Below are 24,524 nucleotides of genomic sequence, written 5' to 3'. Positions count from 1 at the left end.
GTGCCGGCAAGATCTGGGATGACAGGCTGGATCGCGCCGGGCGGGGGGATGCTCGGAATATCGGGAGTTGTGATCGGCAAAGATGCGCCAGTGGTCGGTGGACCTCCTGGAATGTCGCTGCATACGACAGTCGATGGGTTGCCGAGTGGGGACACCGGCGCGATGCTCCCGATCGAGCTGACGCCGATTGGCGTAAGAGTGGTACCCAAAGGGTTCGCTGGCATCGACATCGTCGTGGTCGAAAGCGTCATCGTAGCCATACCGCTTGCCGTGGATGTGGAGACCGTGCTCGGCGCGGCTGACATGGCCGGTGTCGCGAAAATCGATGGAAAAGCACCAGTCGAGCCGCCCACCACGGACATCGAAGTGACTGGCACGGCCATGGCCGCGGAGACGATTTGCGGTATTGGCGTGGCACAGGTTACGTACGTGCCCGATATTGCAGGATTCGAAGCTAATGGCACCGGGGCCAGTGTCGTGCCAGGAGTGCCCGGCTGTGTTGTCGCCGAAAACGGACCCGGGCCGGTGAGTGGCGACGTCACGATAACTGCAGGGGTCGTTGGAATTCCCATGGCCGTTGTCCCCATCGTGGAAACCTGCGCCAAGCTCACGGGGCAACCAAGCAGCAGGACAGCTGCCGTGAATAGCGAGCGTCGCATTGCGATTGCTTCCTTCGAGCCGATCTAGCTAACCTTCGTTTTGCGCACCGCGACCTTGCTGCCTTCCACCAGATTCACCATAGGGTTCAGGATGACTTGATCGCCGGGCTTGACGCCGTCATGCACCTCGACTTCCGTGCCGAAGTCCCGCGCAATCGTGATCTTCTGCAGATGGGCGGTGCCGTTCTCGACGACCGCGACATGTAGGCCGTCCTCGTCGAATACGACCGCGTCGGCCGGAATGATCATCGAGGGTGTCTTTCGCGGGATAAGCAGCTCAACAGTGCAGTAGATTCCCGGACTGAGGGCGCCGTCCGGATTTGGGACGTCGATCTCGGTCAGCAGCGTTCGGCTGCCGGGTTGTAACGCGGTCGCTATCCGCGTGACCTTGCCAGGAAAGGTGCGATCTGGAATCTCGGGGACACGGACCACCGCATCGACGCCGGGCCCGAGCCCGAAAGCCTCGTCCTGCGGGACGAACAACTGGGTGCGGATCACGTCGGGGTGCATCAACGTGAACATGAAGGTCGATCCGGACTGAACCAGGCTGCCGTTGTCGATATTGCGCTGGGTGATCACGCCGTCGAACGGCGCTACGACGCGCTGATAGGCCTTCTCCTGCTCCAGTACTCGAATCTGAGCTTCCTGAGCGGCGATATTCGACTGCGCCACTCCAACCGCTGCTTGTTGCGACTGCAGCGTCAGGCGATCGTTGTCGCCCTGCTGACGCGTCAGCCACCCCTGTTTAACCAGATTGCTATCGCGCGCATTGGTGACCTGGGCGAGATCCCGGCTTGCTGCCGTCTGCTGCAATGCCGCCCGATACTGGGCCAGCGTGGCCTTGGCCTGCGTGATCTGGTGGTCGAGCTCAGGCGCCGTAATTTCTGCCAGCAGGGCTCCGGCCTTGACGCGATCACCGATGTCGACGTAGCGCTTCTCGATGTACCCATTGGTGCGCGCGAAGATATTCGCAGCCTCAAAGGCCGTCGTCGTTGCCGGCAACGAGACGGCAACGTTGCTTTCGCCGGCACGGATCGCGGCGACGCGGACTTCGGGGACAAGTTCCCGGCTTTGTCGGGCTATGGCGGCGACCTCGAGCTCAGTCTCGTAGTGGCGCCAGCTTCCGATTCCAAGGCCACCCAGGAGCACCAGCAGCACGCTACCGCCGAACAGCGCGCCGCCATAGCGACGCCTCCGCTTGGGTTTCGGATCGGGTAGCGCGATAACACGATCCGTTTCGGGATCGGGCCGGTCCTGCACGCCTTCATTTTTGGGTCGCAGAAGAATCTCGTTCATTCCGGAACTTCCTCGAATACGCCATGGTGGGGCCTTCCATCATTGCCTTTGCGCAACGTAGCGAACAGATACGGCACAATCAGCAACGTCGTCGGCGTCGCGAACAGCAGGCCGCCAATGACAGCGCGCGCAAGCGCGGCGTTCTGTTCCTCGCCGGCGCCGCCGATTGCCATAGGGATCATGCCGACGATCATCGCGGCGGCCGTCATCAGCACGGGACGGATTCGGGTGCGGCCGGCACTGAGCGCGGCCTCCAGGGCGGAGTGGCCTTTCAGCTGCTGCTCGCGCGCAAAGGTGACGAGCAGAATCGAATTCGCCGAAGCAACGCCGACCGCCATGATCGCTCCCATGAGCGACGGCACGCTCAGGGTGGTGCCGGTGATGAAGAGCATCGTGACGATGCCGCAAAGCGTCGCCGGCAACGCGAGGATCACGACGAACGGATCCCCAAAATTCTGGTAGTTCACCACCATCAGCAGATAAACCAGCACCGCGGCAAACAGCAGGCCGATGCCCAGATTCCGGAAGGAGTTATTCATGCTCTGGATCTGACCCACGACCTGAATGGTGTTGCCAGGCTTCATCTCCTTTTGAAATTCCGCGGTGATCTTATGGATGTCTGCTGCGACACTACCGAGATCGCGACCCTGCACGCTGGCGTAGATGTCAAAGACCGGCTGGACGTTGGTCTGGTTGGAATTGGTCGGCACCTTGTCTCGCTTGAACGTTGCGACATTGCTGAGCATGCCAGGGACGGTCTGGCCACTGACCGCCAGCGATGCTGAAACCGGTGTGTTCATAAGCGCATTCATCGAGTTGACCTTGGGTTCCGGTGTCTGCACCGCGAGATAGTACGGAATGCCGGAAGACAGATCGGTCCAGAAATTTGGTGATACCTGTACCGAGGAACTAAGGCTGACATTGATGTTGGTGGCCACCGTGCTGGCGTTGAGGCCGAGTTGCGCGGCGCGGGTTCGATCAATCTGGGCGTAGAAGGCTGGGGCGTCGACTTCCTGCTGCAAATGCGCATCGACGATGCCAGGAATCGCCGTGAGGCGTTGGCGAATCTGCCTTGCAACCTCGAGGTTGTTCTTGTCGAAGCCCATCGTCCGGACATCGATCTGTGCCGGTAACCCGAAGTTCAGTATCTGCGTAACGATGTCCGCTGCCTGGAAGTAGAAGATGTCCTCGGGAAAAGCGGCCGGCAGCACCTGGCGCAACGTCCGGATGTAATCAGCGGTTGGCTTGTGGCCCTCTTTGAGCGCCACTAGAATGACGCCATCGTTGATTCCGATCGTTGAGCCATCTGCGAATGCCAGATTGTAGACCCGTGCCGGCAGCCCGATATTGTCGATGATAAGCCCGCGGTCCTTTTCCGGAATGACTTCACGAATCTTGTCCTCGACCGCCTGGAATATTCGTTCCGTGGTTTCGATGCGGGTGGCGGGAGGAGCGCGAACGTGAAGCTGGATTTGGCCACCATCGATGACGGGGAAAAAGTCCCGACCAACGAACGCCAACATCAGCCCGCCGAGACTGAGAATCAAGACGGCGACAAGGGGCACTATGAACCGCCGGTGGAGCAGCAACATGAGGAGTGTTGAGTATCCATTGCGCAGACGCTCGAAGCCGCGGTCGAAAGCCGCGGACATGCGGGAGAAGAGGCCGGTAGGCGTGCCAGTGCCCGCGTGATGACGCTCACCCTTGAGCAGCAGGCCGATCGTGATCGGAGTCAGGGTCCGCGACAATCCGTAGGAAGCCAGCATCGCAAACACGACCGCAAGTCCAAGCGGTGTGAAAAGGTACTTGGCAGGTCCGTCGAGGAACACCACCGAGGTAAACACGCAACTGATGGCGAGTGTTGAAACCAGCGTCGGCACCGCGATTTCGGCAGCACCGTGCAAGGTCGCCTCGGAAAGCGGCATGCCTTCTTCGGTCCAGAGGCGGTGGGTGTTCTCGATGGTGACCGTCGAATCGTCGACCAGTATCCCGACCGCGAGAGCCAGGCCGCCGAGTGTCATGGTGTTGAGCGTTTCACCGAGGAAGGACAATACGATAAGCGACGACAGGATCGCGAGCGGGATCGAAATCATAACGACCAGCGTCGAGCGCCACGAACCCAGGAAGATCAGGATCATCAACGCTGTAAGTGCTGCCGCGATAGCGCCCTCGCGCAGCACGCCGTTGACGGAGTTGGTAACGAATACCGACTGGTCGAATAGCTCGCTGATCTTGAGCCCGGCCGGCGCGGCGGCACGGATAGCCTGAAGGGCGTACTTCACTCCGTTGACAACTGCTAGTGTGGAAGCGTTACCATTCTTGATCACGCTGAGCAGAACCGAGCGGCGGCCATCCTCTCGCACGACGTTCTGTTGCACCATTGACCCGTCCCGTACCTGCGCGACGTCCTTCAAGAAGATCGTGGCGCCGTTGGCGAACTTGACCGGTATCCTGTTGAGATCGTCGATTGTCGCCGGCGTCGCGTTGGTTCGCACCGTATACTGGGTGTTACCCATCTTCGCCGTGCCGGACGGCAGCGTCAGGTTCTGTGTATTGACCGCGTTGACGATGTCCAGAGGCGTCAGTCCCCGAGACAGGAGCTTGTCCGGGTCGATATCCACCATGATCTGACGATACTTGCCGCCGGCAGGCGTCGGCAGCGTAACGCCGGGAACCGGCGCCAGGTCTTGGCGGATACGGTAGATGCCGAAGTCGTAGAGTTGCTGCTCGTTGAGATTGTCCGAATTGAGGCTGAGTTGCAGCACAGGAACGCTCGACGCATTGAATTGCACGACGATCGGCGGCTCGATACCGGGCGGCATCAAGGCTCGTATCGAATTTGTCGCGGAGACAATTTGCGCGATAGCGAGGTCGAGATTGACGTCCGGCTGGAAGTAGATCTTCTGCACCGACAGACCATCCAAGGTCTGGGCTTCCATATTCTTGATGCCGTTGACGTTGGAGCTTATGGAATACTGGCTGTAGGTGCTGACGCGCTGCTCCATCTCGGGCGTGGTGAGACCCGTGTACTGCCAGATCACCGTCACCACCGGAATGTTGATTTCCGGGAAGATGTCCGTCGGCATCGAGCGGATCGCGGCGATGCCGAGAAACAGGATAAGCGCGGCCACGACATAGAATGTGTGCGGAAATCTGAGCGCAAATCGTACTATAGCCATTTGCTCTTCCTACCACTCGACCTGATCAGCAGCGGCGGATGCTGGCCGTTCGACAGCGGGCGTGATGAAATGGTCGTATTCGCCATTCATACCCCACCGTTTTGTACGAAGCAGTAGACGACCCCGCCGGTACTAAGAAACACGATACTATGACCGGTCGGATTGCCGTCTTTCCAGGTCAGCTTATGGTCCGGGATCTCAATCTCGGTGCCGATCGGGACCGGCGTTCGCTTCAGCTTGATGTTGTCGCGATCGTCAGTGATTGTGCAAAAGGTCTTGCCATCCCTGACGTGGATGTCATCGCACCAGTAAGCGTCAGCCTCGCCGCAGCATGAAGATTTCGGATTATCCGGCATCATCAGGGCCTGATACCACTGACGGACCTGTGGGTCGACGTTCTCCCATTGTCCAAGATCGCGAGCTCGGGTGCCGGCGGTGAGGGGCAGCGCGCATAGGGCCACAATCGCCAGCCGCCACGCAGGCTGTGACATAGGTTGCATTTTGAGAATGACTCCAACTCGTGAGCTAACAGTAAGCGCTTGCCGTGTGGACCGCTGTTGAGTTCTTGCGGTTTCTGGCGCGAGATTGCTTGAACTCCTGATCTCTTTGTCGCGGGCGTGAGAGGCCCGGATCTGCAGGTGGGGCGGCTTCGAGCTGGCTGGGATATGCAGGATCATTGCCGCTCATAACGGCGCAGTTGGACCGAAGCCGAACGGCATTCTCGACTATATCGAATTCGCGAGGCCGCAGGGGCAAAGCCACATTTGGCGAATGCGCGAGTCCGGCTTCGGCGGGAGTCCTGGTCTGCGGCGATTAGTGCCTCGGATTGCCTATTAGCTGCGGAGCGTCAGGCGTGTGTCCATGACGCGCTAGCGCTATCCAGCCGGCGCCGCGTCGCTTCGTTGGTCCAGCGGGGAATCGGTAAACGCGGCGGGGCGATCGCATCTTCGCTGGGACGAACGGTGACATGTCGCGGCTTTGAGCGAAGTGCCGTTGAGGCGTGGGCAGAAGCGCAAATGGAACACGAACGGCTCAAAGGCCAAAATAGAACGCGTCGGTTCTGCTCCAATCGAAATACCGCGACTCCGATGCATACACCGGTTACACACGCATTAAGTTCGATCACATCGGCGGAATCACCGGTTCTATCCGTCTCACCGGCCGCTGCAATCTTGACGCGCGACAAGGATCACGGCTCGTCTATCGTAGCGACGTGCGGCTTCGACATGAATCGGTATCCGCGCGAGCGTACCGGTCGACGGCAACCCGTAGGGCTCTATGGGTCGATCCCTAACGATTGGCCACCAAACTTGGACGGATCGTTGTAGCTAGGGGTGTCGTCGTAGTGGACCGGCGGTCGAGCACGTACGTAGTCCCAATTCGGAACGGCGTCGCGTGACGTCCACCCTTGGCTGGGACGAACAATGACATGTCGCAGCATAGGGTGATGCACAGTTGCGGCGTTGACAGAAGCGCACAACGTAATCCACAGGCCTAGGGCCAAGACAGAACGCATCGCATTTGATCCAGAGGAAAGGGTCCCAACTCGCGCAAGCTGGGGCCGAGGGTTACCAGAGAAAGATGCCGGAGGATGGGCTGGCACGGCTCTGATGTAGTTTTCGCAGTGCCCCGAGACCATTATATTCTCCTTTAGAGTAGGGCGCGGTTTGAAATCGCAAGTGGCCTGTTTTGGTCTACCTAGCCGCCCTGCGGGGGTCCGATGCAAATGCGCCGACGTTCGGAGCACGGACGCAGTCACGTTCGTCAAGGTGCCTCGTCGCAATCGGCAAGCGTCGGCCTTGCTGCAGCTTTTCGCTGGCCGGCGCAAGATGTCCGTCTTGAATTCAGGAACCATGTTCTTCCTTGCTGCTGATGGCCGGTGCGAGGGAGAACTCCCGGTCCGTGAGCTGAAAGGATTTCGTCGTGAACTGTCGGACGCCGTTGCATTGTTGCTGATCGCTCGGTGCGCCTTTTCGCCTGACCAAGCGGGGGAAAGAACATAATGTAGATTATTCGGCGGATGCCCGCCTTGCCGTTCGTGGCTCGGCTGCAATCCCTTCGTGGGCGAGACGGACGAGTCCTGTATGCAGAATGGCCGCGGCAATGGCGCCTGCGATCGGCGCCGTCAGGTACAGCCAGGCGTCGCCGAAATTGCCGGTCGCGACCATCGGGCCCAGGGCACGTGCTGGGTGAGGGCGCGCCGGTGAGCGCTCCGCCCATCAAAATGTTTAGAGTCAGCGTCATTCCGATCGCTAGCGGAGCGAGGTTGCCGGCGCGGCCCGCAACGGCCGTGCTCAGGACGATGGTGACCAAAAAGAAGGCCTGCACCGCCTCGATCATGAAGCCGGCAGCCGGCGTGATCGTCAGTGTTGTGGCGCCCAGCGCGAGATTGTGTGCGAGCGCAGGCGTACCGAGGCCGGTGGCTGAACCACCCAGTACGGCCTGTAGGGTGAACGCGCCGGCGATACCTCCGATGAGTTGGCTGACGACGTAGCCGATCGCCTCGCCCGTCCGTATCGCGCGGGCGGCGAGCACGCCAATCGTGACAGCGGGATTCATATGCCCGCCTGACACGGAGCCATATGCAAAGGCAAAGCACATGATCGTCAGCCCGTGCGCAAGGGCAACTGCAACGATGCCGGACAGGCCCAGACCGCTGCCCACGACCGCCGCGGCGCCGGCACCGATAAATACGAACGAGAAAGTGCCGACGAGCTCCGCAAGGAGCTTGGACGCAATCCTCTCAGGCATGGATGACTCCAGAGATAAGATGACCGTTCGGCGCTGCCAGATTGGCTACGGAAGGAACGTTGATGGAATTGGCCGACGGCGCGCAAGAGCGCTGCCGGCCGGCTGCCACGAGCAAGCCTACTTGTCGGCCATTGGCGATTTGAGCTTGATACCCAGCGCCTTCGCGACACCAGCGCCGTACGCCGGGTCGGCTTTGGTGCAGTTGGCGGCATGGCGCTGCTTGACTTCGAGCCGGGCATGACCCATGGCACGGGCGGTGTTCTCGAACAGAACCTGCTGTTGGGCGGAGCTCATTTTCCGAAACAGATTGCCAGGCTGCTCGTAGTGATCGTCGTCGACGCGATGATCCCAACGGGCCGCGTCGCCCTCGATCAGCAGCGGCGGTTCGATCAGTGCCTCGTTATGGTCGATCCAGGCACCCTTGCTGTTGGGCCAATAGCTCGGAGTGGCGCCAAGATTCCCGTCGGTCCGCATGGCGCCATCGCGATGATAGCTGTGGAACGGGCATTTCGGTGCGTTGATCGGGATATGGTTGAAGTTGATCCCGAGCCGGTAGCGCTGCGCGTCGCCATAGGAGAATAGCCGGCCCTGCAGCATCTTGTCCGGCGAGAAACTGATACCCGGCACCACATTGGCTGGCGAGAAGGCGGCTTGCTCGACCTCCGCAAAAAAGTTGTCCGGATAGCGGTTGAGCTCCATCACCCCGACCTCGATCAGGGGATAATCGGCCTTCGGCCACACCTTGGTCAAGTCGAACGGATTGAACCGGAAGGCTTTGGCCTGTGCGTCCGTCATCACCTGAATGAACAGTGTCCAACGCGGGAAGTCGCCGCGCTCGATGCTCTCGAAGAGGTCTCGGCCGTGGCTCTCGCGATCATTGGCGATCAAGGCAGCGGCCTCCGCATCGGTCAGGTTCGCGATGCCCTGCTGGGTGCGGAAATGGAACTTCACCCAGACTCGCTCGTTCGCAGCGTTGATCATCGAGTAGGTATGGCTACCGAAGAGATGCATGTGGCGCAAGCTCTTGGGAATGCCGCGATCGGACATGACTACGGTGACCTGATGAAGTGCCTCGGGCAGGAGGGTCCAGAAATCCCAGTTGCTGTCGGCCGAGCGCATGCCGGTGCGCGGGTCGCGCTTGATCGCGTGGTTCAGGTCCGGGAAACGCAGCGGATCGCGGAAGAAGAATACCGGCGTGTTGTTGCCGACAATGTCCCAGTTGCCTTCGTCAGTATAGAACTTGAGGGCAGTGCCTCTGATGTCGCGCTCAGCGTCGGCAGCACCACGCTCGCCGGCCACGGTCGACATCCGAGCGAACATGGGCGTTTTCTTGCCAATCTTCGAGAAGAGAGTCGCCTTAGTGTAGCGGGTGATATCGTGCGTGACGGTGAAGGTGCCGTGCGCCCCCCAGCCCTTGGCGTGCATCCGGCGCTCCGGGATCAGCTCGCGGTCGAAATGCGCCAGCTTCTCGATCAGCCAGATATCTTGCAACAGGGCGGGACCGCGCGGCCCAACTGTTAGAATGTTGAGATTGTCTGTAACGGGCGCACCTGACGCATGAGACATCGCTGCGCGTTTGGATACGTCGTTCATTGGGTTACTCCGGATGTGAGCGTTGGACGTTTGGCCAAGGATTGCTCCGATGTTGGCGAGGCGCTGAGAACCCGGCCACGCGACCGCTTTGCGGCAGCGCTGCGCTTGCATTCGCAAAATCGTCTGGTGACAGAATTGCGACTGCAGATCTGGGGCTCGAATGGAATGTATTCATCGCTTTTGCGATGACTTTGGTTCTATTGCGGAGAGTGGACCGGTCTTGCTCTGGTCTTCGGTGGGTAAAATCATTCAACGGCCGCTGTCCATCGCTTCGGCACAAGCTTCCGCGTCGCAATGTTTGCTATTGAGTTGGCCAACGGCTGCAGCGGATTGGCTCGTCGCAGGCCATTCAACGCAAGTTGCGCCCGAGTGTGATGGCTACTTTGTGCTGGCGATACCCAATCCTAAAACGATATTTAGTGGTGCGCGCGACTTCTAGAGCCTACGTTGCCTGGCGAGTGGCCGAGTGCGCTTGGCTCGTCGGGATGGGCCGTAGAGAACCGGACGACGTACGCCATGCCTTTTGCCTCTATTAAGCACGCTCGGCGTTGTCGGCTCTCTACGGAGAATCCCATGGCATTATTGGACGTTGACGTGTCATTCGTCTCGGGCGAGCGTGCAGCCGCTGGGGCAGCAACCTCCACCCCGTGCCGATGTTCTCGCCGCATTCGTGGATCGACTGATGACAAAATTGCTTCTCATCGAAGATGACTGCGAAACGGCGGAGGAACTCAGGGCCGAGCTGGCGGATCGCGGGTTTGAAGTCGAATGGTCCGCCAGCGGTACAGAAGGCCTCGACATGGCACGCTCGTCACGGCCAGAAATCATGATAGTTGATCGCCTGTTGCCCGGAATGGACGGCCTAACCGTCATCGAGGCGCTCCGCAAGGATCAAGTGCGGACTCCAGTGCTGGTGCTCAGCGCACTCGGCGCAGTCGATGACCGCGTGCGCGGGTTACGGATGGGCGGCGACGACTATCTTACCAAACCGTTCGCGCTGGTAGAGCTTCTCGCCAGGGTGGAAGCTCTGTTACGCCGGCCGGTGGACTCGCGCGAAACGACATTGCGGGTAGGGCCGCTTGAGCTCGACCTGATCGAGCGCACGGCCAAGCGCGGCGACCGCGCGATCGACCTGTTGCCGCGTGAGTTTCGGCTCCTTGAATATATGATGCAACGTAGCGGCCAGTTGCTGACGCGGGCTATGCTCTTGGAAGAGGTCTGGAACTACAAATTCGTCCCCGCTACCAACCTTGTAGACGTGCATATGGGCCGCCTGCGTCACAAGGTGGATGGACCCAGCGAAAGCCCCATGATCCGTAACGTGCGAGGGGCCGGATTCATTCTTAGTGTGGGTCAATGAGAGTCCGATGACCGTCAGCGATGTGCTGCCGTTGACGTCGAGCGGGACATCCGGACGAGATCCGATGCGTCGACTGCGATACATGCGTTCGACCGCCTTCCGCTGGGCTCTCGCATTGGCCGGTGTGTTCGCTGTCTTCGTGATGGTGCTTTTAGGTTTTATCTATTGGCAGACCGATTGTTATTTGATCGCGCGATCCGACAGAATGATTGCTAGTCAACTGAACTTTATCGCCGGCCTGCCCAACGAACGCCAGCTGGATGCGATAAATCAGAATCTGGGTCAGGATTACCGTCGCGTTCAATATGCCGGACTGTTCGGCGCGGACGGCCGGAGGATAGCGGGCAACCTGGAGCAGTTGTCGTCGGGGCTTAAGATGAATGATTCCGCCCAGAACGTCTCCGTTGATCGGATGCTTCCGACGGGACGACAGGCTCGCGCGATCCGCGCGATCGCCCGGCGATTGCCAAATGGCGACGCCCTGGTCATCGGCCGAGATGTCGATGAAGCTCGGGAGATTTCCCATATCGTCGGTGAGGCATTGGCGCTTGGCCTGTTGCCGGCGCTCTGCTTGTGCCTGCTTGCTGGCGTTTGGCTGAGCATGCGCGCCCAGAAGCGGATCGAGGAGGTAAATGAGCGGGTCCAACGCATCAGAGCCGGAGATTTGCGCGAGCGGCTTCCACACCGCGATGTCGACGAGCCGTTTTCGAGACTCTCCGCTATCGTCAATGGCATGCTTGATGAAATGGAAACGATGATCATAGCGCTCGCCAGGGTAGGCAACGACATCGCCCACGATTTGCGAACGCCGTTGACTCGGGCGAGGCTTGCTCTCGAGCGCGGTCGCGCCAACGCAACCACGCCAGAGCAGTTCCAGGCAGTTGCGGACAAGGTGATAACAAGCATCGACCAGTCGCTAACGATCATCACGGCGCTATTGCGTCTTGCTGAAATCGAAAACAGCCGGCGTTCGGCGGCGTTCGGCAGCGTTCCGTTGCATGAAATGCTGCGGGAGGTGGGCGATATGTACGAGCCGATTGCGGAGAACAAGAAGGTCGATTTGCGGGTCAAGGCCAAGCACCGGCTTGACGTGCGCGGCGACCGGGATCTCCTGTTTGAGGCAGTCGCCAACCTCGTCGACAATGCCGTCAAGTTTACACCAGAAGGTGGGCGGGTGGACATTGAACTGATACGCGGCAACAACGAAATCATCGTGCGCGTCATTGATACCGGTTGCGGCATCAGCGAGCAGGAGCGGGAGGCGGTCCTGCGGCGTTTCTATCGGTCAGAAAAGAGCCGAAACGCGCCGGGGCCTGGCCTTGGCCTTAGTCTAGTGGTTGCGATCGCAAAGCTCCACGGCTTCAGGCTGGCGATTCACTCAGGGCCCGGTAGTCGGATGGACCTTATTTGTCCGGATTGCTAATCGGGACGAATGAGCTCGCTCGATACCCAAAGACTGCGGGCGCGACGCTGCTGCCTGGGTGACGGTGCCCCGGGGCGCTTGGAGCGAATACTGTGCTCGAGAACTTTGCGGACGAAAGTAGTCCATTTTTGGCGCAGTCGAATCATATTCTTACCCAGCGGCCGCTGCCCGGCGCCTCGGCGCGAGATCGAGCCTTGCCCACACGTTGACGAGGGCCCCGGCGAGTGCCTGCACAAGCGCGTCGTTGTGATACGGGCTTGGCGTGATCCGCAGCCGCTCCGTTCCACGCGGCACGGTTGGGTAGTTGATCGGCTGAATGTAAATGCCATGTTCGGCGAGTAACATATCGCTGGCCGCCTTGCATCTCTCCGGATCTCCGATCAGAATCGGCACAATATGGGTGTCGCTCGGCATCACCGGTAGCGCGGCGGCGGTGAGCAGCGCCTTGACCCGCCGGGCTCGTTCCTGATGTCGCTCGCGTTCCCAGTTCGACACTTTCAAGTGACGGATGGCGGCGGTCGCGGCGGCGCAGATCGGCGGAGGCAAGGCGGTCGTAAAGATAAAGCCCGGTGCATATGAACGCACCGCGTCGATCAGGGCGGTACTTCCGGCAATATATCCGCCAATGCATCCGAATGCTTTGGCAAGTGTGCCTTCCAGTACATCGATCCGGTCCATCACGCCGTGCCGCTCCGCCATGCCGGCGCCACGCGCACCGTACATCCCGACGGCGTGCACTTCGTCCGCATACGTCATGGCGCCGTAGTGTTCAGCGAGATCGCAGATGCGACCTATCGGCGCTACATCTCCGTCCATGGAATAAACAGTCTCGAAGACGATTATTTTTGACCGATCCTGCGGCGCTCTCTGCAGCATCTGCTCAAGATGATTGACGTCATTATGGCGCCAGACCTGCTTCTCACAACCGGAGTGGCGCACGCCTTCGATTATTGAATTGTGATTGAGTTCATCCGAGAGGATCAGACATTCCGGAATGAGCCTGGCGATTGTCGCGATTCCAGTCTGGTTTGACACATAGCCCGAAGTAAAAACTAGTGCCGACTGCTTGCGGTGCAAATCGCCAAGTTCATGCTCCAGCTCGACCAGAGGATGGTTTGTCCCTGCGATGTTTCGCGTCCCACCGGCGCCGGCGCCAAGCCGCTCTGCTGTCTCTGACATGGCCCCGATCACTTTCGGGTGCTGGCCCATCCCGAGATAATCATTCGAGCACCAGATCACTACCTCGCGCCGTCCGTCCGGAGAGTGCCAGATCGCGTGCGGGAAGCGACCAGCGAGGCGCTCGAGATCGGCGAAGACACGGTAGCGCTGCTCGTCTTTCAACCGACTCAAGGCATTGGTAAAGAACAGATCGTAGTTCATGCAAGCCTCCCAAATGGAGCCTTGGTGTCTATGGAGCAGGGACTCTAACCGTTGGGCCGAAGGCTGCTTCATACGGATTGCGGTGATTGGGCTCGCCTTGCCTTAACCCGCGAAGCTCGGGTCCATACGGGCATCTCGAGATTTTTCAGACCGTTTTGTCGAACGACGAGGCCCAGCGGCTCGCGCGGCTGTTCGGACCAGTTGTCGGTCCTCCTGTCTAATAAACAGCTTCTCACTGCGGCCGGCTTTGCCCATCGAAGACATTCAGCCTTACGAATTCAGACGAAGTGATGACCCGGCCCGTGCGCCTGCAGGCCAACGACATCTAGACGTTTTGCGGCCACGCGTTGTCTGGCAGGTTGACGACGACAGGCGTGGCTGTGCTGCGTACGACAACCCACCGGAACGGCTCGAGCTTTGAAGGGTTGATTTCCATGTGCGGCAAATAGGCGGGGACATGAATGAAATCGCCGGCCGTTGCGCGTGCAGAGAATTCTCCTCTTTCGCCCCACCGTACTTCGCAGGCACCAGAGAGAACGTAGGCGATCGTCTCTTGCGGTCCGTGATGGTGAATTCCGGTCCGGGATCCCGGATCAACCTCGAACAGACCGCCCCAGATTGCCGAAGTAATGCCGAGCGTGGGAGCGATAGCCGCACGGCGCGCGGAGCCGGGCGTCTGAGCCGTTCCGGAATCGAATTGCGCCGGACTGACGATATGGATGGCAGCAGCTTCGGTCACTGTCTTCCGGATCATCCTTGAAAGGAATGCCGTAAGATTAATCTGTGGTACGCAGACAGCAACTAAACTGCGGTTTAGAGAATCCATTCTGGACTAACGGTGGCAGGCCGGCGCGCAGCGATTTGGTTTCGTGATAATTGTTAGGACGAGCGCATCTGGAGAAAGCTCGCGACGGTCGGACGGAGACAGATCGATTGTGCGAGGTCCCAAACAGAACAACGCGCATCGGTCCTACGATCGCTTTCCCGCTTCTCTAGGGCAGAACCTAGGTATCGAGGCCCCCAACTCTCTCGGTAGTCAATTAAGCTCGATGGCAATGGGGCAGTTCGCCGCGATGCGTGGTTGAATGTTTATGTCCACAAGTAGCATTCGAGTAGGTGGTGGTGCAGCCCTATGGCCGATCGATCGACCGGTTCAACTTTCTTCGGGGTGAAGACGCGTCAATCGTTAGACGGCGCGCATTCATTGTGCTGGATGGCTCACGCGTGGGGCGTCCCGTCCTCGTAGGTGCGGGTAACCGCTATCGATGGGCCTGCTCATGCCTCTCCTTGACGGATCGCTTCGTGGTATTCTGCACTTTTTCGTACGCCCGGACGGCAATCTGTCGAATGCGCTCGCGAGAAACGCTGAATTCTATCGCGAGGTCCTCCAGTGTCTTTGGTTCATCAGCGAGATGGCGCGCTTCGAAGATACGACGTTCGCGACCGGTGAGGGAGCGAACGGCACGCACGAGCGCCTCCCGTCGGTGCTCCAATTCGTCATGTTCGGCGATAATGGTTTCCGGTGACGGTCCGTCGTCCACCAGGTAATCCTGCCATTCGCCGGAGCGTCCTTCGGCCGTCGCCCTTGCGTTTAGCGACGAGTCGCCTCCCATGCGACGGTTCATTTCTATGACGTCCTGGTCCTTGACGCCGAGGGTCGTTGCGATTGCCATCACGTGCTCGGGACGCAAATCGGCACTGTCGAGTGCGGCGATCCTGGCCTTGGTCGAACGAAGTTTGAAGAACAACTTCTTCTGGTTCGAAGTGGTGCCGATCTTCACGAGGGACCAGGATCGCAGGATGTATTCCTGTATCGACGCTCGTATCCACCACATCGCGTAGGTCGCGAAGCGAAAGCCCATCTCAGGTTCGAAACGATGGATAGCCTGCATCAGGCCGACATTGCCCTCGGATATCAGCTCCGAGACCGGCAGACCATAGCCGCGGTAGCTTTTCGCGAGTTTGACAGCCAGACGCAGATGGCTGGTGACGATCTGGTCCGCGGCCTTGCGATCACCAAGGTCACGCCAGCGCTTGGCAAGTTGGTACTCCTGCTCTCGCTCGAGAAACGAAAAACGTCGAATGCCCATCAAATAGCCCGAACCGGGACGATCCCCTGATGGAGCGAGCAAGCCGCGTGTGGTCGGTCCGGATTGACTTGTAGCAATCTCCTGCACATTCATCTCAGTCACTCCGCTCGTCAAACGTAGGGCGCCTATAGACAGACGATCGGGATGGACGATGTGCTGCAGGCGATATCCAGAAGAATAGCTGCAGCACAACCGACATCCACTAAATTGGCCTTTAGGACGCTAAACTCGGGTTTAGGCAGATTGCCGCGTGAACGTCGGCTTCAATCGGGTCGACACGATGAGATATGCAGTATCAGCTACGCAGCCCGCGTGCTGCTCGCCGTCAGCCGGGCGCCGTGCAACATGATGATGGGAGGGGCCAAGGCAACTCCAGGCGCATTTCGGTGGTCGGACCGGCTGAAGCGTCTCAGGACGGCTGCAGGTTGGTCTTCTCCCATCTCCCTTCCTTGTGCTTGGGACCCGAACGATATGTTCGGCCTCGCTGCCAATCGATGCGTCCGCCCCGCGGGCGCAAGAGTTGCCGGATTGTGGCCAGACCTACCATCGACGGATCACGGTCACGACATGCTGTTGCGTCACTAACGGCGGCGACCCGCGACGCGACGTGCTTGCCTACTGCAATCGTGTCTTAGAACTTGAGATCGTCTGGCAGCGAAATCTCCAGTGGTATCCTTGCGAAATCGGTTGTTACTGGTTTCGCTGATCCGCAACAGTGAGACGGCGAACGGTAGGTTTAGAGAGCCATGCGCGTGTCACTATCGCGTCCGACAGTCTAGGCTGCCGTGGTGTCGACCAAGGGGTCTCCGCTTAGAGGCCTGCGGGCGATGGCCCGAATGGTCCTCGCTTCTCTGCCCACACCGGGCAACCCGTAAGGCCTGCACATTCGGGACGGTCGTGCGTCCATGTTGGAGTGCCGCCGCTCTCGGATATCGGTTCGCCGGTTGGAACTGCCCCCAAGCTGAGAAGTTCAAAATTAGGACGTACTCGCCGCCCGTTTGCCGGGCGTGCACCGCCTATCTCAAACGTTCCGACGATCGGGTTTGGACCGGTATTACTATCTGGAGCACGTCGATCGAGAAAATCGCAGATTCAGGCTCATTATCCGCGTCGGTCCAAACGCATTTCACTCGGTTACCCTCGATGCCGATGACCGTCATCAACGGCCCTCCCGAACGTAGCCGAACAAGATTACCACTCCGCAGCGCGGAAGCGGCCTGATCTGACACCGGAGTGCTTGGTAGAGCGGCGGCGGAAAGCGCTTGAGACGGGGGCATGCCAAACACAAGCAGTGCTGCAATTGCAATCGAGATCCGGTTCGTGAGCGTCAGCATGATCAAACTCCATTTGAACTCAGGCCAGCCTTGCAGGCATTCATCGCAAGCCGAGTCCGATAGTCGCAAAACTCGGTGGAGCGCGAGCAACAGTGCGAGGCCTATCGCGCATGAAGCAAACGTGTTGGCAATCGATCAGAGCAAACAGTGGCTATCAGCTAGTTGTGAAGTGGATTACTGACGGACGCGTAGAAATGGTTGAGTGGCGGTTCTTGCTTCGCGCCGGCTTTCTCTGCTCGGACGTCCGTGCCGCAGCATTTTGTGAAGCAGAATTTAAACGCGGAGCTGGGCTGGCCCTCTTACGTAGTCGTTGTGCTGTCGCACCAGGAGGCCAATTCGGAAATTGCATTGATCGACGCCACGGCACCGAAAGATGCAAATTGTCGAAGCCTTGAAACGGCAGATTTGCACGACATAGCGGCTATCACGGCGACGGTTGGGCGGTTTCGCAACGCCATGACGCGGCGTCGCAAATGGCACCATGCACATCTGCAACATACCGATAAACTCAGTCAAAGTACCGACATGAACCGGCAGCGGTTTCAGGGTCGGACATAGAAGGAAAAGGAACTATGACTAAAACTCTCGCTCTCGCCGCATCAATGGTGATGCTGGTTGCATTATCTGGACAAGCATTTGCGGGTGCAGCCCAGTTGAATGCGCGCTCTTTCCGAAAAGCGCCCAGCGTCGTGGACCGCAAACCGGCCGACGCCTTCGATGGTTTCGAACAGAGAAGGACGACGGAGAGTGCCTACCGCTATTATGGCGGGCCGAAATGGAACGAGTGACGTTCGATATCATCGACGCGATCGCCATCTGCAATTGACTGCCGGCCGCTCTTGACAGTCCGTGTCGAGGCATCGAGATGGTAGCATCCGCCTATAAACCGAACATGATCGCCGCGCTCAGCGTCCTGGACAAAAACGCGAGCGCGGCCCGGGGGATTACAGGCGATCTGTGTCACGTGGTAACTGGAATACGTCACCGGAAGCTCACGCGTAGCCTTCGATGGCCAGCATGGCGTCCGCGCAGTGTTCGGCGTAACAAGTTTCATCGCAATAGGATAACCGGGTGTTGACTTCCCGCAGATAGGTCGCCCTGATCGGCCTGCGGCATAGTGCGCACAAGGATCGCGGGCAGGGCGTCCTGCCATTCACCAAGATGAATCTCATTTGGCGCCTACTAAGGCGATGCTGTGCGGATGGTCTCATTAGGCAGTCTCCACAGTACGAAATCCTATGAATCCGACTGCAACTGTCTTTCAAGCGGCTTCAGCACTGCAAACCGCTTCTCGAACTCCCTCACGTTGACGATGCCGCGGCGATGGGTGCCGTCACCGATTTTGCGGTCGCCGTTCCACGCCTCGACCTCGAACAGCACGCTCTTGGAGTCGATCTTGACGACGCGTGAGGTGGTTCGGACCGTGCGGCCGACCGGCGTTGCCGCCAAGTGGCGGACTTGCACATCCATTCCGACGCTCGCAAAGCCTTCTGGCAGATGCGAACTGATGGCCGAACCCGACGCCATCTCCATATGGAGGATCATCATCGGCGTGGCATAAACCTGCGGCATCCGCGGCACGAAGTGACTGACGGTCATCTCAGGCGTAACGGTCACGGTCTTTTCTGCCGTCATGCCGATCTTGACATTGTCGAGCGCATTCATATTCACCTCGTCGAATGATCCTGCCAGTGTGACGCCACTTATTATGTTATGATGCCACCAATGACGTGTTTCAGGGCCCCCGACATCGCTCCGCTCTACTATCTGGGCATTATACCTGGCCCGTCGTCGGGCCATTTCGCGATCGTCTCCTGGTCTACATTGAGATGTTGGGCGACCAACGCCGGCGGCGTATGGGTCAGCCAGTTGGACAGAGAAATCTCTTCATAGCGGGGAGCTCTGAAGACCCCGATGAACGTCAGGTCCGTATTGCCGACGTTTTGGACGTAGTGCCCCAGATTGCGCTTGACGTAGCCGATGTCGCCAGCGCTGAAATCCATCGTTAGCGCATTCGGACCGGTATTGAAAACCGTCATGCGCGCCTTGCCCTTGATGTAATATTGCCATTCGTCGGCGTTCGGATGCCAATGCATCTCGCGGACCCCGCCGGGACGAATCGTTACCAGTGCGGCCGCGACCGTGGTGGCGACATGGAAGTTGCCGCTGTCCGCGATCCGTACTGTGCCGCCTTTGGAGGTTTTTGCCGGAGTGGACGATCCGAGTTGGAAGATAAATGGATGGGGTGGAACTGATCCGGTCTTGTCGACGGCGGCCCGGTCGGATGACAGATCGCCCGGCAGAGTTCCCTGAAAGATCCAGAGATTGCGCAGGGGTATCTTGGCGAATGACTCCGCGGGAACGCCGAAATTCTTGGCAAGCACCTCGGGCGGTGTATGGGCGAACCAGTCGGTCACCAGTAGCGTGTTGAATTCGCTGGCGTCGCCGTCATCAAAGCAAATTACGAACTCGCATCCGTCGGGACCGAGACCCTGCAACGAGTGCGGCAGGCCCGCCGGGAAGTACCAGAGGTCGCCCTCATTGACGTCGGCGACGTACGGCCGGCTCTCGGCATCGAGAACGGTCACGCGGCAGCTTCCGTAAGTCATGATCGCCCACTCGGCGGCTTGGTGCCAGTGCAATTCCCTGATGCCGCCAGCGGTCAACCGCATGTTGACGCCGGTGATCGTGTCCGAAATCGCAAAATCCTTTTGTGTAACCTGGCGCGCCCAACCGCCGTTCTGGATACGCTTTGGCGCATTGTTGAAGGAAGCCCAGTCCATGGGCATGCCGCCGACGTCGGTCGCCGGCGGAAATTGTGCCGAGGGAAACTGACTACTGATAGCCGGGTTTTGCGGACCAGGATCTTCGAGATTTCCGGGCCCCTTGGCATTGAGAGCGCCCTGCGCTGGCTCGTCCGGATTGCCGAAGGTTGCTGCTTGCGCTGCTGCAGTTGCAGTCATGACGGCGCCGGCGGCGGACGCTCTTAGAATCTTCCGTCTTGAGAACACGGCTGTCGCTCCTCTGCAAGATGGCTGCGGGTAGATGAAAGATAGACCCACAATTGTCGTGGACCACTAAACTTGCATTCAGAAATAATGTTCGCACCGCGCACGATTGTTTCTTCGTCACTCGGCCGGCGCTGACTGAGCGTGGCCGGCGGGTGCGTGCTTCTTTTCTCCGAAAAGCCAGATCTGCAACCGGTCGAGATATAGATAGACGACAGGCGTCGTATAGAGAGTAAGAATTTGCGACACGGCAAGGCCGCCGACGATGGCGTAACCAAGCGGCTGCCGAAGTTCCGAGCCGACTCCTGTACCAAGCATCATCGGGACGGCGCCAAGTAGCGCGGCCATGGTAGTCATCAGAATCGGCCGAAAGCGCTTGATACAGGCCTGGTAAATTGAGTCCTCGGTGGTCAAGCCTTCGTTCTGTTCGGCCTGTATCGCGAAATCGACCAGCATGATGCCGTTCTTTTTGACGATGCCGATCAGCAAAATGATGCCGACGATCGCGATCACGCTTAGATCGAAATGAACTGCCATCAGCAGCAGCAGCGCGCCGACGCCGGCCGACGGTAGCGTTGAAATGATGGTGATCGGATGGATGATGCTTTCGTAGAGCACACCGAGGATGAGGTAGATGACGAAGAGCGCGGCGGCAATGAGGATCGGCGTGCTCGACAGGGATGCCCCGAAGGCTTGGGCGTTGCCCTGAAAGCTCGTCTGGAGCGAGAGCGGGGGGTGCAGTGACTTTTCGACAGCGTGAATGCCGTTTACCGCCTGACCGATCGCTGTGCCTGGCGCGAGATTGAACGAAATCGTAACAGATGGGAACTGGCCCTGGTGGTTGACTAGGAGCGGCGCGACCTTCACGACCGAATCGACCAGCGTGGATAATGGCACCTGCTGTCCGCTCGACGATTTGACATAGATGCCACTGAGCGCTTCGGGGCCATACTGAAACTTGGGATTGACCTCCAGAACGACGTGGTACTGTTGCAGAGTAGTATATATCGTCGAGACGATACGCTGGCCGAAGGCGTCGTCGAGCGTATTGTCGATGGTGTAAGGCAGGATGCCGTAGCTTGAAGCGACCTCGCGCTTGATCGCGATATCGAGCATCGGCCCGGCACTGAGCTGGTCGGTGGTCGCGTCGGTAATTCCGGGAATCGCCTTGATCTTATCGAGGAACAGCGACGCCCAGTGATTGAGTTCGCCGGGGTCGGCGTCGTTCATGGTGTACTGAAATTGCGTCTTGTTGAGGCGCGCGCCGATCGTGATATCTTGCGCAGGTTGCATATAGAGCGTGATGCCCTGGATCTTGGCGAGGTTGGTCCGCAACCGCGCCATCACCTTGTCGATGGAATCGCGTTGGTTTGCGGGCTTTAGCTGAATGAATACCCGGCCGTCGTTAACCGTATAGGTGCCGCCGCCGGCACCCACAGCCGAACCTATCGTCGCGACCGCCGGATCCCGCATGATTGCATCAAGCAAAGCTTGCTGACGTTCGGCCATGGCCTCGAAGGAGATATCCTGCGCCGCTTCCGACTGGCCGAGGATCAATCCAGTGTCCTGCTGGGGAAAGAAACCCTTCGGGATGATGACGTAAAGATAGCCGGTTAGCGCGATAGTGCTGAACATTACCATGAGCGTGATGAAACGATGCCGCAGTACGATCTTGAGGCCCGCCTCATATAGGTTAAGCAGGCCATCGAAGCCGCGCTCGGACAACCGGTAGAGCCATCCGTGATCCTTACTCTCCGGTTTGAGCAGGTATGCACACATCATCGGCGTGAGTGTCCGCGAGATCACCAGAGAGATTACGAGTGCAACGCTCACCGTCATAGCGAACTCGCGAAATAGCAACCCGACGTAGCCGCTCATCAGGAACAGCGGAATGAAAACAGCGATTAGCGAAAACGTAATCGCCATGACTGTGAAGCCGATCTCGCCGGACCCCTTCATGGCGGCTTCGTACGGCGGCAGACCTTCCTCCATATGTCGCACGATGTTTTCGATTTCGACCACGGCGTCGTCGACCACAAATCCAACCGCGATAGACAGAGCCATCAGCGAGAGGTTGTCGAGACTGTAACCCATTTCGTAGAGGATCGCGAAGGTGCCGACCAGGGACAGGGGCACGGTGACCGCCGGAATGACGGTTGCCCAGAAGTTGCGCAGGAAAATGAAGATCACCATGACGACGAGCGCGACAGTTAGCATCAGTGTGAACTGCACGTCGCTGACAGACGCACGGATAGTCTGGGTGCGGTCGGATATGACGTTTATCTTGACGGCGGTCGGGATCGACGCCTCGAGCACGGGCATCATCGACTGAATTCGCCTTACGGTCTCGATGACGTTGGCACCGGGCTGGCGCTGGATGGCCAGAATGATCGCCGGCTTGTTGTTGAACCAGCCGCGGATCAGGTCGTTCTCTCCAGCGCTGATAGCACGACCGATGTCGCGGATGCGGACGGGTGATCCGTTGCGATAGGCGATCACGAGGTCGGCGTATTGGTCCGGCTTGAACAGCTGATCATTGGTATTGAGCGTGTAGGTCTGGCGAGGGCTGTTTAGCGTGCCTTTCGGAAGGTCGACGTTCGCCTGACCGAGCACTGTTCGAACATCTTCGAGATTGATTCCGCGGGCCGCGAGCGCCTCCGGATCCACCTGGACACGGACCGCCGGTTGCTGCTGACCACCAATGCCGACTAGGCCGACCCCGGATATCTGCGAGATCTTCTGCAGCAAGATGTTTTGCGCATAGGCGTCGACGACGGTTAGAGGCAAGGTTTCCGAGGTGATGCCGAGAACCAGGATTGGTGTGTCGGCCGGATTGACTTTCCGGATGGTCGGCGGATATGGCATGCCCGTTGGCAAGTATGCGGAAGCGGCGTTGATCGCCGACAGCGTGTCGCTGACCGCCCCGTCGATTTGGCGGCTCAAGTCGAATTGCAGGGTGATCTGGGTGTAGCCGAGTGCGCTCGACGACGTCATCTGGGTGAGGCCCGGAATCTCGCCAAACTGCAGTTCGAGCGGCGATGCTACCGAGGATGCCATGGTCTGCGGATCGGCGCCCGGCAACTGCGCGGTGATCGCAAGCGTTGGATAGTTGACGTTCGGCAGCGACGCCACCGGCAGCAGCGGATAGCTGACCAGTCCGCCGACCAGCAATCCGACCATCAGAAGGGCGGTGGCGATCGGCCGCTGGATAAACGGCGCGGATATGTTCACGGGATCGGCGCCTGCTGCGCACTCTGTGCAATGGCTTCGTCTGCGGCGTTCCCGTGCAGCAGCGTGACACGTGTGCCGGGTTGCAGCTTATACTGGCCGTCAATGACGACCTGCTGGTCGGCCTTCAGGCCGGAATCAATGAGGGCTTGCCCAGCGTCGATCTGCGCCACCTTGATCGGCCGGATCTCGACCGTGTTGTTGGGATTGATGACATAGACATAGGGTCCATTTGGACCTTGCTGCACGGCCGATGCGGCGACGGTCAGGCCGTCGTGCCTTGTATCGACCAGCAGTCTCGCGTTGACGAGCTCGCCCGGCCAGAGCTTGTGAGCCTGGTTGGCAAAATTTGCCTTGAGCTGAATCGAGCCCGTGGTCTGCAGGATCTCGTTGTTGACGAGGCCGAGCACGCCCTGTCCCAGCAGGATCGTGTCGTCCTGACTGTAGGCGAAAACCGAGAGCGGGGCTTTAGTGTTTGCCTGTCGCTGCTGGATCCGCGGCAGAACGGTTTCCGGAAGCGTGAAAATCAACGAAATCGGGTTGAGCTGTGTGACGACAACGAGACCGTTTGCGCTGGACGGACTGATGATATTGCCAACGTCGATCTGCCGGATTCCGACCGCGCCATCGATCGGCGACGTCAGGCGCGTGAAGCTCAGTTGTACCCTGGCCGCTTCAACCAGTGCCCGATCGGTCTTGATGGCCGCTTGCAGCTGCCCCACCTGCGCCTTCTGTGTCTCGAGTAGTTGCGGAGTAGCCCAGCCCTTGTCACCCAGTGTGGTGTAGCGCGCGAGGTTGGTCTGTGCATTAGCGAGCTGCGCCTGATCGCGTTCCAGGTTACCAGTGTATTGATCGATCAAGGCCTGATAGGGACGCGGATCGATCTGCGCGAGCAGGTCGCCGGCATGCACGGACTGGCCTTCCGTGAAGTTGATACTGATGATCTGCCCCTGGATCTGGGCGCGTACGATGTCGGTGTTATAGGCGATCACCGTGCCGACGCCGCTAAGATAGATCGGCACGTCGTGTTGGGCGACAACTCCAGCGACGACTGGCACCGCGGATGGTGATGTTGGCGTAGCAGCGGCCTCCACTGGGTTAGCACGTGTGAAGTAGAGGAGGCCGCCGGCCGCAAGTGCGGCAATCAGGAAGGCAGCCGGAATGATGACCTTCTTTTTCATGACCGCTCTCTTTTACTGATGCAGTAATGTTTCACCGGGCGG

At 59.2% G+C, this 24,524-nt stretch carries 17 protein-coding genes; 4 read left to right on the top strand and 13 right to left on the bottom strand.

What is annotated here, in order from left to right; all coding sequences use genetic code 11:
- Positions 1 to 111 precede the first annotated feature (111 nt).
- Positions 112 to 687, top strand: a complete 576-nt coding sequence (locus AKN84_RS10275) for a hypothetical protein (protein ID WP_128970624.1) — start codon at positions 112 to 114, stop codon at positions 685 to 687.
- Here AKN84_RS10275 and AKN84_RS10270 read toward each other — a convergent pair.
- From AKN84_RS10270 to AKN84_RS10250, 5 genes are all read right to left on the bottom strand, one after another.
- Positions 684 to 1,955 carry an efflux RND transporter periplasmic adaptor subunit gene (locus AKN84_RS10270; protein ID WP_050420586.1) on the bottom strand — a complete coding sequence of 424 codons (1,272 nt, stop codon included), beginning with the start codon at positions 1,953 to 1,955 and terminating at the stop codon, positions 684 to 686. The genes AKN84_RS10275 and AKN84_RS10270 overlap by 4 nt on opposite strands.
- Positions 1,952 to 5,134, bottom strand: a complete 3,183-nt coding sequence (locus AKN84_RS10265; RefSeq protein WP_050420585.1) for an efflux RND transporter permease subunit — start codon at positions 5,132 to 5,134, stop codon at positions 1,952 to 1,954. Before AKN84_RS10265 ends, AKN84_RS10270 begins: the two co-directional genes overlap by 4 nt.
- An 86-nt stretch (positions 5,135 to 5,220) precedes the next feature.
- Positions 5,221 to 5,811, bottom strand: a complete 591-nt coding sequence (locus AKN84_RS48855; RefSeq protein ID WP_244485008.1) for a hypothetical protein — start codon at positions 5,809 to 5,811, stop codon at positions 5,221 to 5,223.
- A 1,087-nt stretch (positions 5,812 to 6,898) separates the two neighbouring features.
- Positions 6,899 to 7,885, bottom strand: a complete 987-nt coding sequence (locus tag AKN84_RS10255; RefSeq protein WP_050420584.1) for an MIP/aquaporin family protein — start codon at positions 7,883 to 7,885, stop codon at positions 6,899 to 6,901.
- A gap of 117 nt (positions 7,886 to 8,002) precedes the next feature.
- On the bottom strand, positions 8,003 to 9,478 hold the full coding sequence (locus AKN84_RS10250; RefSeq protein WP_050420583.1) for a catalase: 1,476 nt from the start codon (positions 9,476 to 9,478) through the stop codon (positions 8,003 to 8,005).
- A gap of 682 nt (positions 9,479 to 10,160) precedes the next feature.
- Between AKN84_RS10250 and AKN84_RS10245 the strand changes: the two genes are divergently transcribed.
- Positions 10,161 to 10,838, top strand: a complete 678-nt coding sequence (locus AKN84_RS10245; RefSeq protein WP_050420582.1) for a response regulator transcription factor — start codon at positions 10,161 to 10,163, stop codon at positions 10,836 to 10,838.
- Positions 10,839 to 10,845: 7 nt separating this feature from the next.
- Positions 10,846 to 12,261 (top strand): sensor histidine kinase, encoded by a 1,416-nt coding sequence (locus tag AKN84_RS10240; protein ID WP_347337319.1) that lies wholly within the window; start codon positions 10,846 to 10,848, stop codon positions 12,259 to 12,261.
- Between the two features lie 150 nt (positions 12,262 to 12,411).
- Here AKN84_RS10240 and hemA read toward each other — a convergent pair whose 3' ends face one another.
- The 4 genes from hemA to AKN84_RS44865 form a co-directional block, all read right to left on the bottom strand.
- Positions 12,412 to 13,641, bottom strand: coding sequence for a 5-aminolevulinate synthase (hemA, locus tag AKN84_RS10235; RefSeq protein WP_050420654.1), 1,230 nt, complete (start codon positions 13,639 to 13,641; stop codon positions 12,412 to 12,414).
- A 325-nt stretch (positions 13,642 to 13,966) separates the two neighbouring features.
- Entirely contained in the window at positions 13,967 to 14,380 is a 414-nt protein-coding gene (locus tag AKN84_RS10230; protein ID WP_157863272.1) for a cupin domain-containing protein, read from the bottom strand.
- Between the two features lie 520 nt (positions 14,381 to 14,900).
- A complete protein-coding gene (gene rpoH, locus AKN84_RS10225; RefSeq protein ID WP_050420580.1) occupies positions 14,901 to 15,731 on the bottom strand; it encodes an RNA polymerase sigma factor RpoH in 831 nt (276 codons plus the stop codon).
- A 1,016-nt stretch (positions 15,732 to 16,747) separates the two neighbouring features.
- Positions 16,748 to 17,065 carry a YodC family protein gene (locus tag AKN84_RS44865; protein ID WP_128970620.1) on the bottom strand — a complete coding sequence of 106 codons (318 nt, stop codon included), beginning with the start codon at positions 17,063 to 17,065 and terminating at the stop codon, positions 16,748 to 16,750.
- A gap of 572 nt (positions 17,066 to 17,637) precedes the next feature.
- Here AKN84_RS44865 and AKN84_RS44860 point away from each other — a divergent pair.
- Complete coding sequence (locus AKN84_RS44860; RefSeq protein ID WP_128970619.1) at positions 17,638 to 17,853, top strand: hypothetical protein; 216 nt, start codon at positions 17,638 to 17,640, stop codon at positions 17,851 to 17,853.
- Between the two features lie 448 nt (positions 17,854 to 18,301).
- On the opposite strand, the gene AKN84_RS10220 is transcribed toward AKN84_RS44860, so the two are convergent.
- The 4 genes from AKN84_RS10220 to AKN84_RS10205 form a co-directional block, all read right to left on the bottom strand.
- Positions 18,302 to 18,730, bottom strand: coding sequence for a thioesterase family protein (locus AKN84_RS10220; RefSeq protein ID WP_050420579.1), 429 nt, complete (start codon positions 18,728 to 18,730; stop codon positions 18,302 to 18,304).
- Positions 18,731 to 18,828: 98 nt separating this feature from the next.
- Complete coding sequence (locus tag AKN84_RS10215) at positions 18,829 to 20,076, bottom strand: oxalate decarboxylase family bicupin (protein ID WP_050420578.1); 1,248 nt, start codon at positions 20,074 to 20,076, stop codon at positions 18,829 to 18,831.
- Positions 20,077 to 20,193: 117 nt separating this feature from the next.
- Positions 20,194 to 23,304: an efflux RND transporter permease subunit gene (locus AKN84_RS10210; RefSeq protein ID WP_050420577.1), complete on the bottom strand. Its 3,111-nt coding sequence runs from the start codon at positions 23,302 to 23,304 to the stop codon at positions 20,194 to 20,196.
- Entirely contained in the window at positions 23,301 to 24,482 is a 1,182-nt protein-coding gene (locus tag AKN84_RS10205) for an efflux RND transporter periplasmic adaptor subunit (RefSeq protein ID WP_050420576.1), read from the bottom strand. The genes AKN84_RS10210 and AKN84_RS10205 overlap by 4 nt, the downstream gene beginning before the upstream one ends.
- Positions 24,483 to 24,524 lie beyond the last annotated feature (42 nt).

The organism is Bradyrhizobium tropiciagri (genome assembly GCF_001189845.1).
Classification (GTDB): domain Bacteria; phylum Pseudomonadota; class Alphaproteobacteria; order Rhizobiales; family Xanthobacteraceae; genus Bradyrhizobium; species Bradyrhizobium tropiciagri.
Note: the sequence above shows the minus strand (reverse complement) of the source record. Positions and strands in the feature narration are given on the sequence as shown.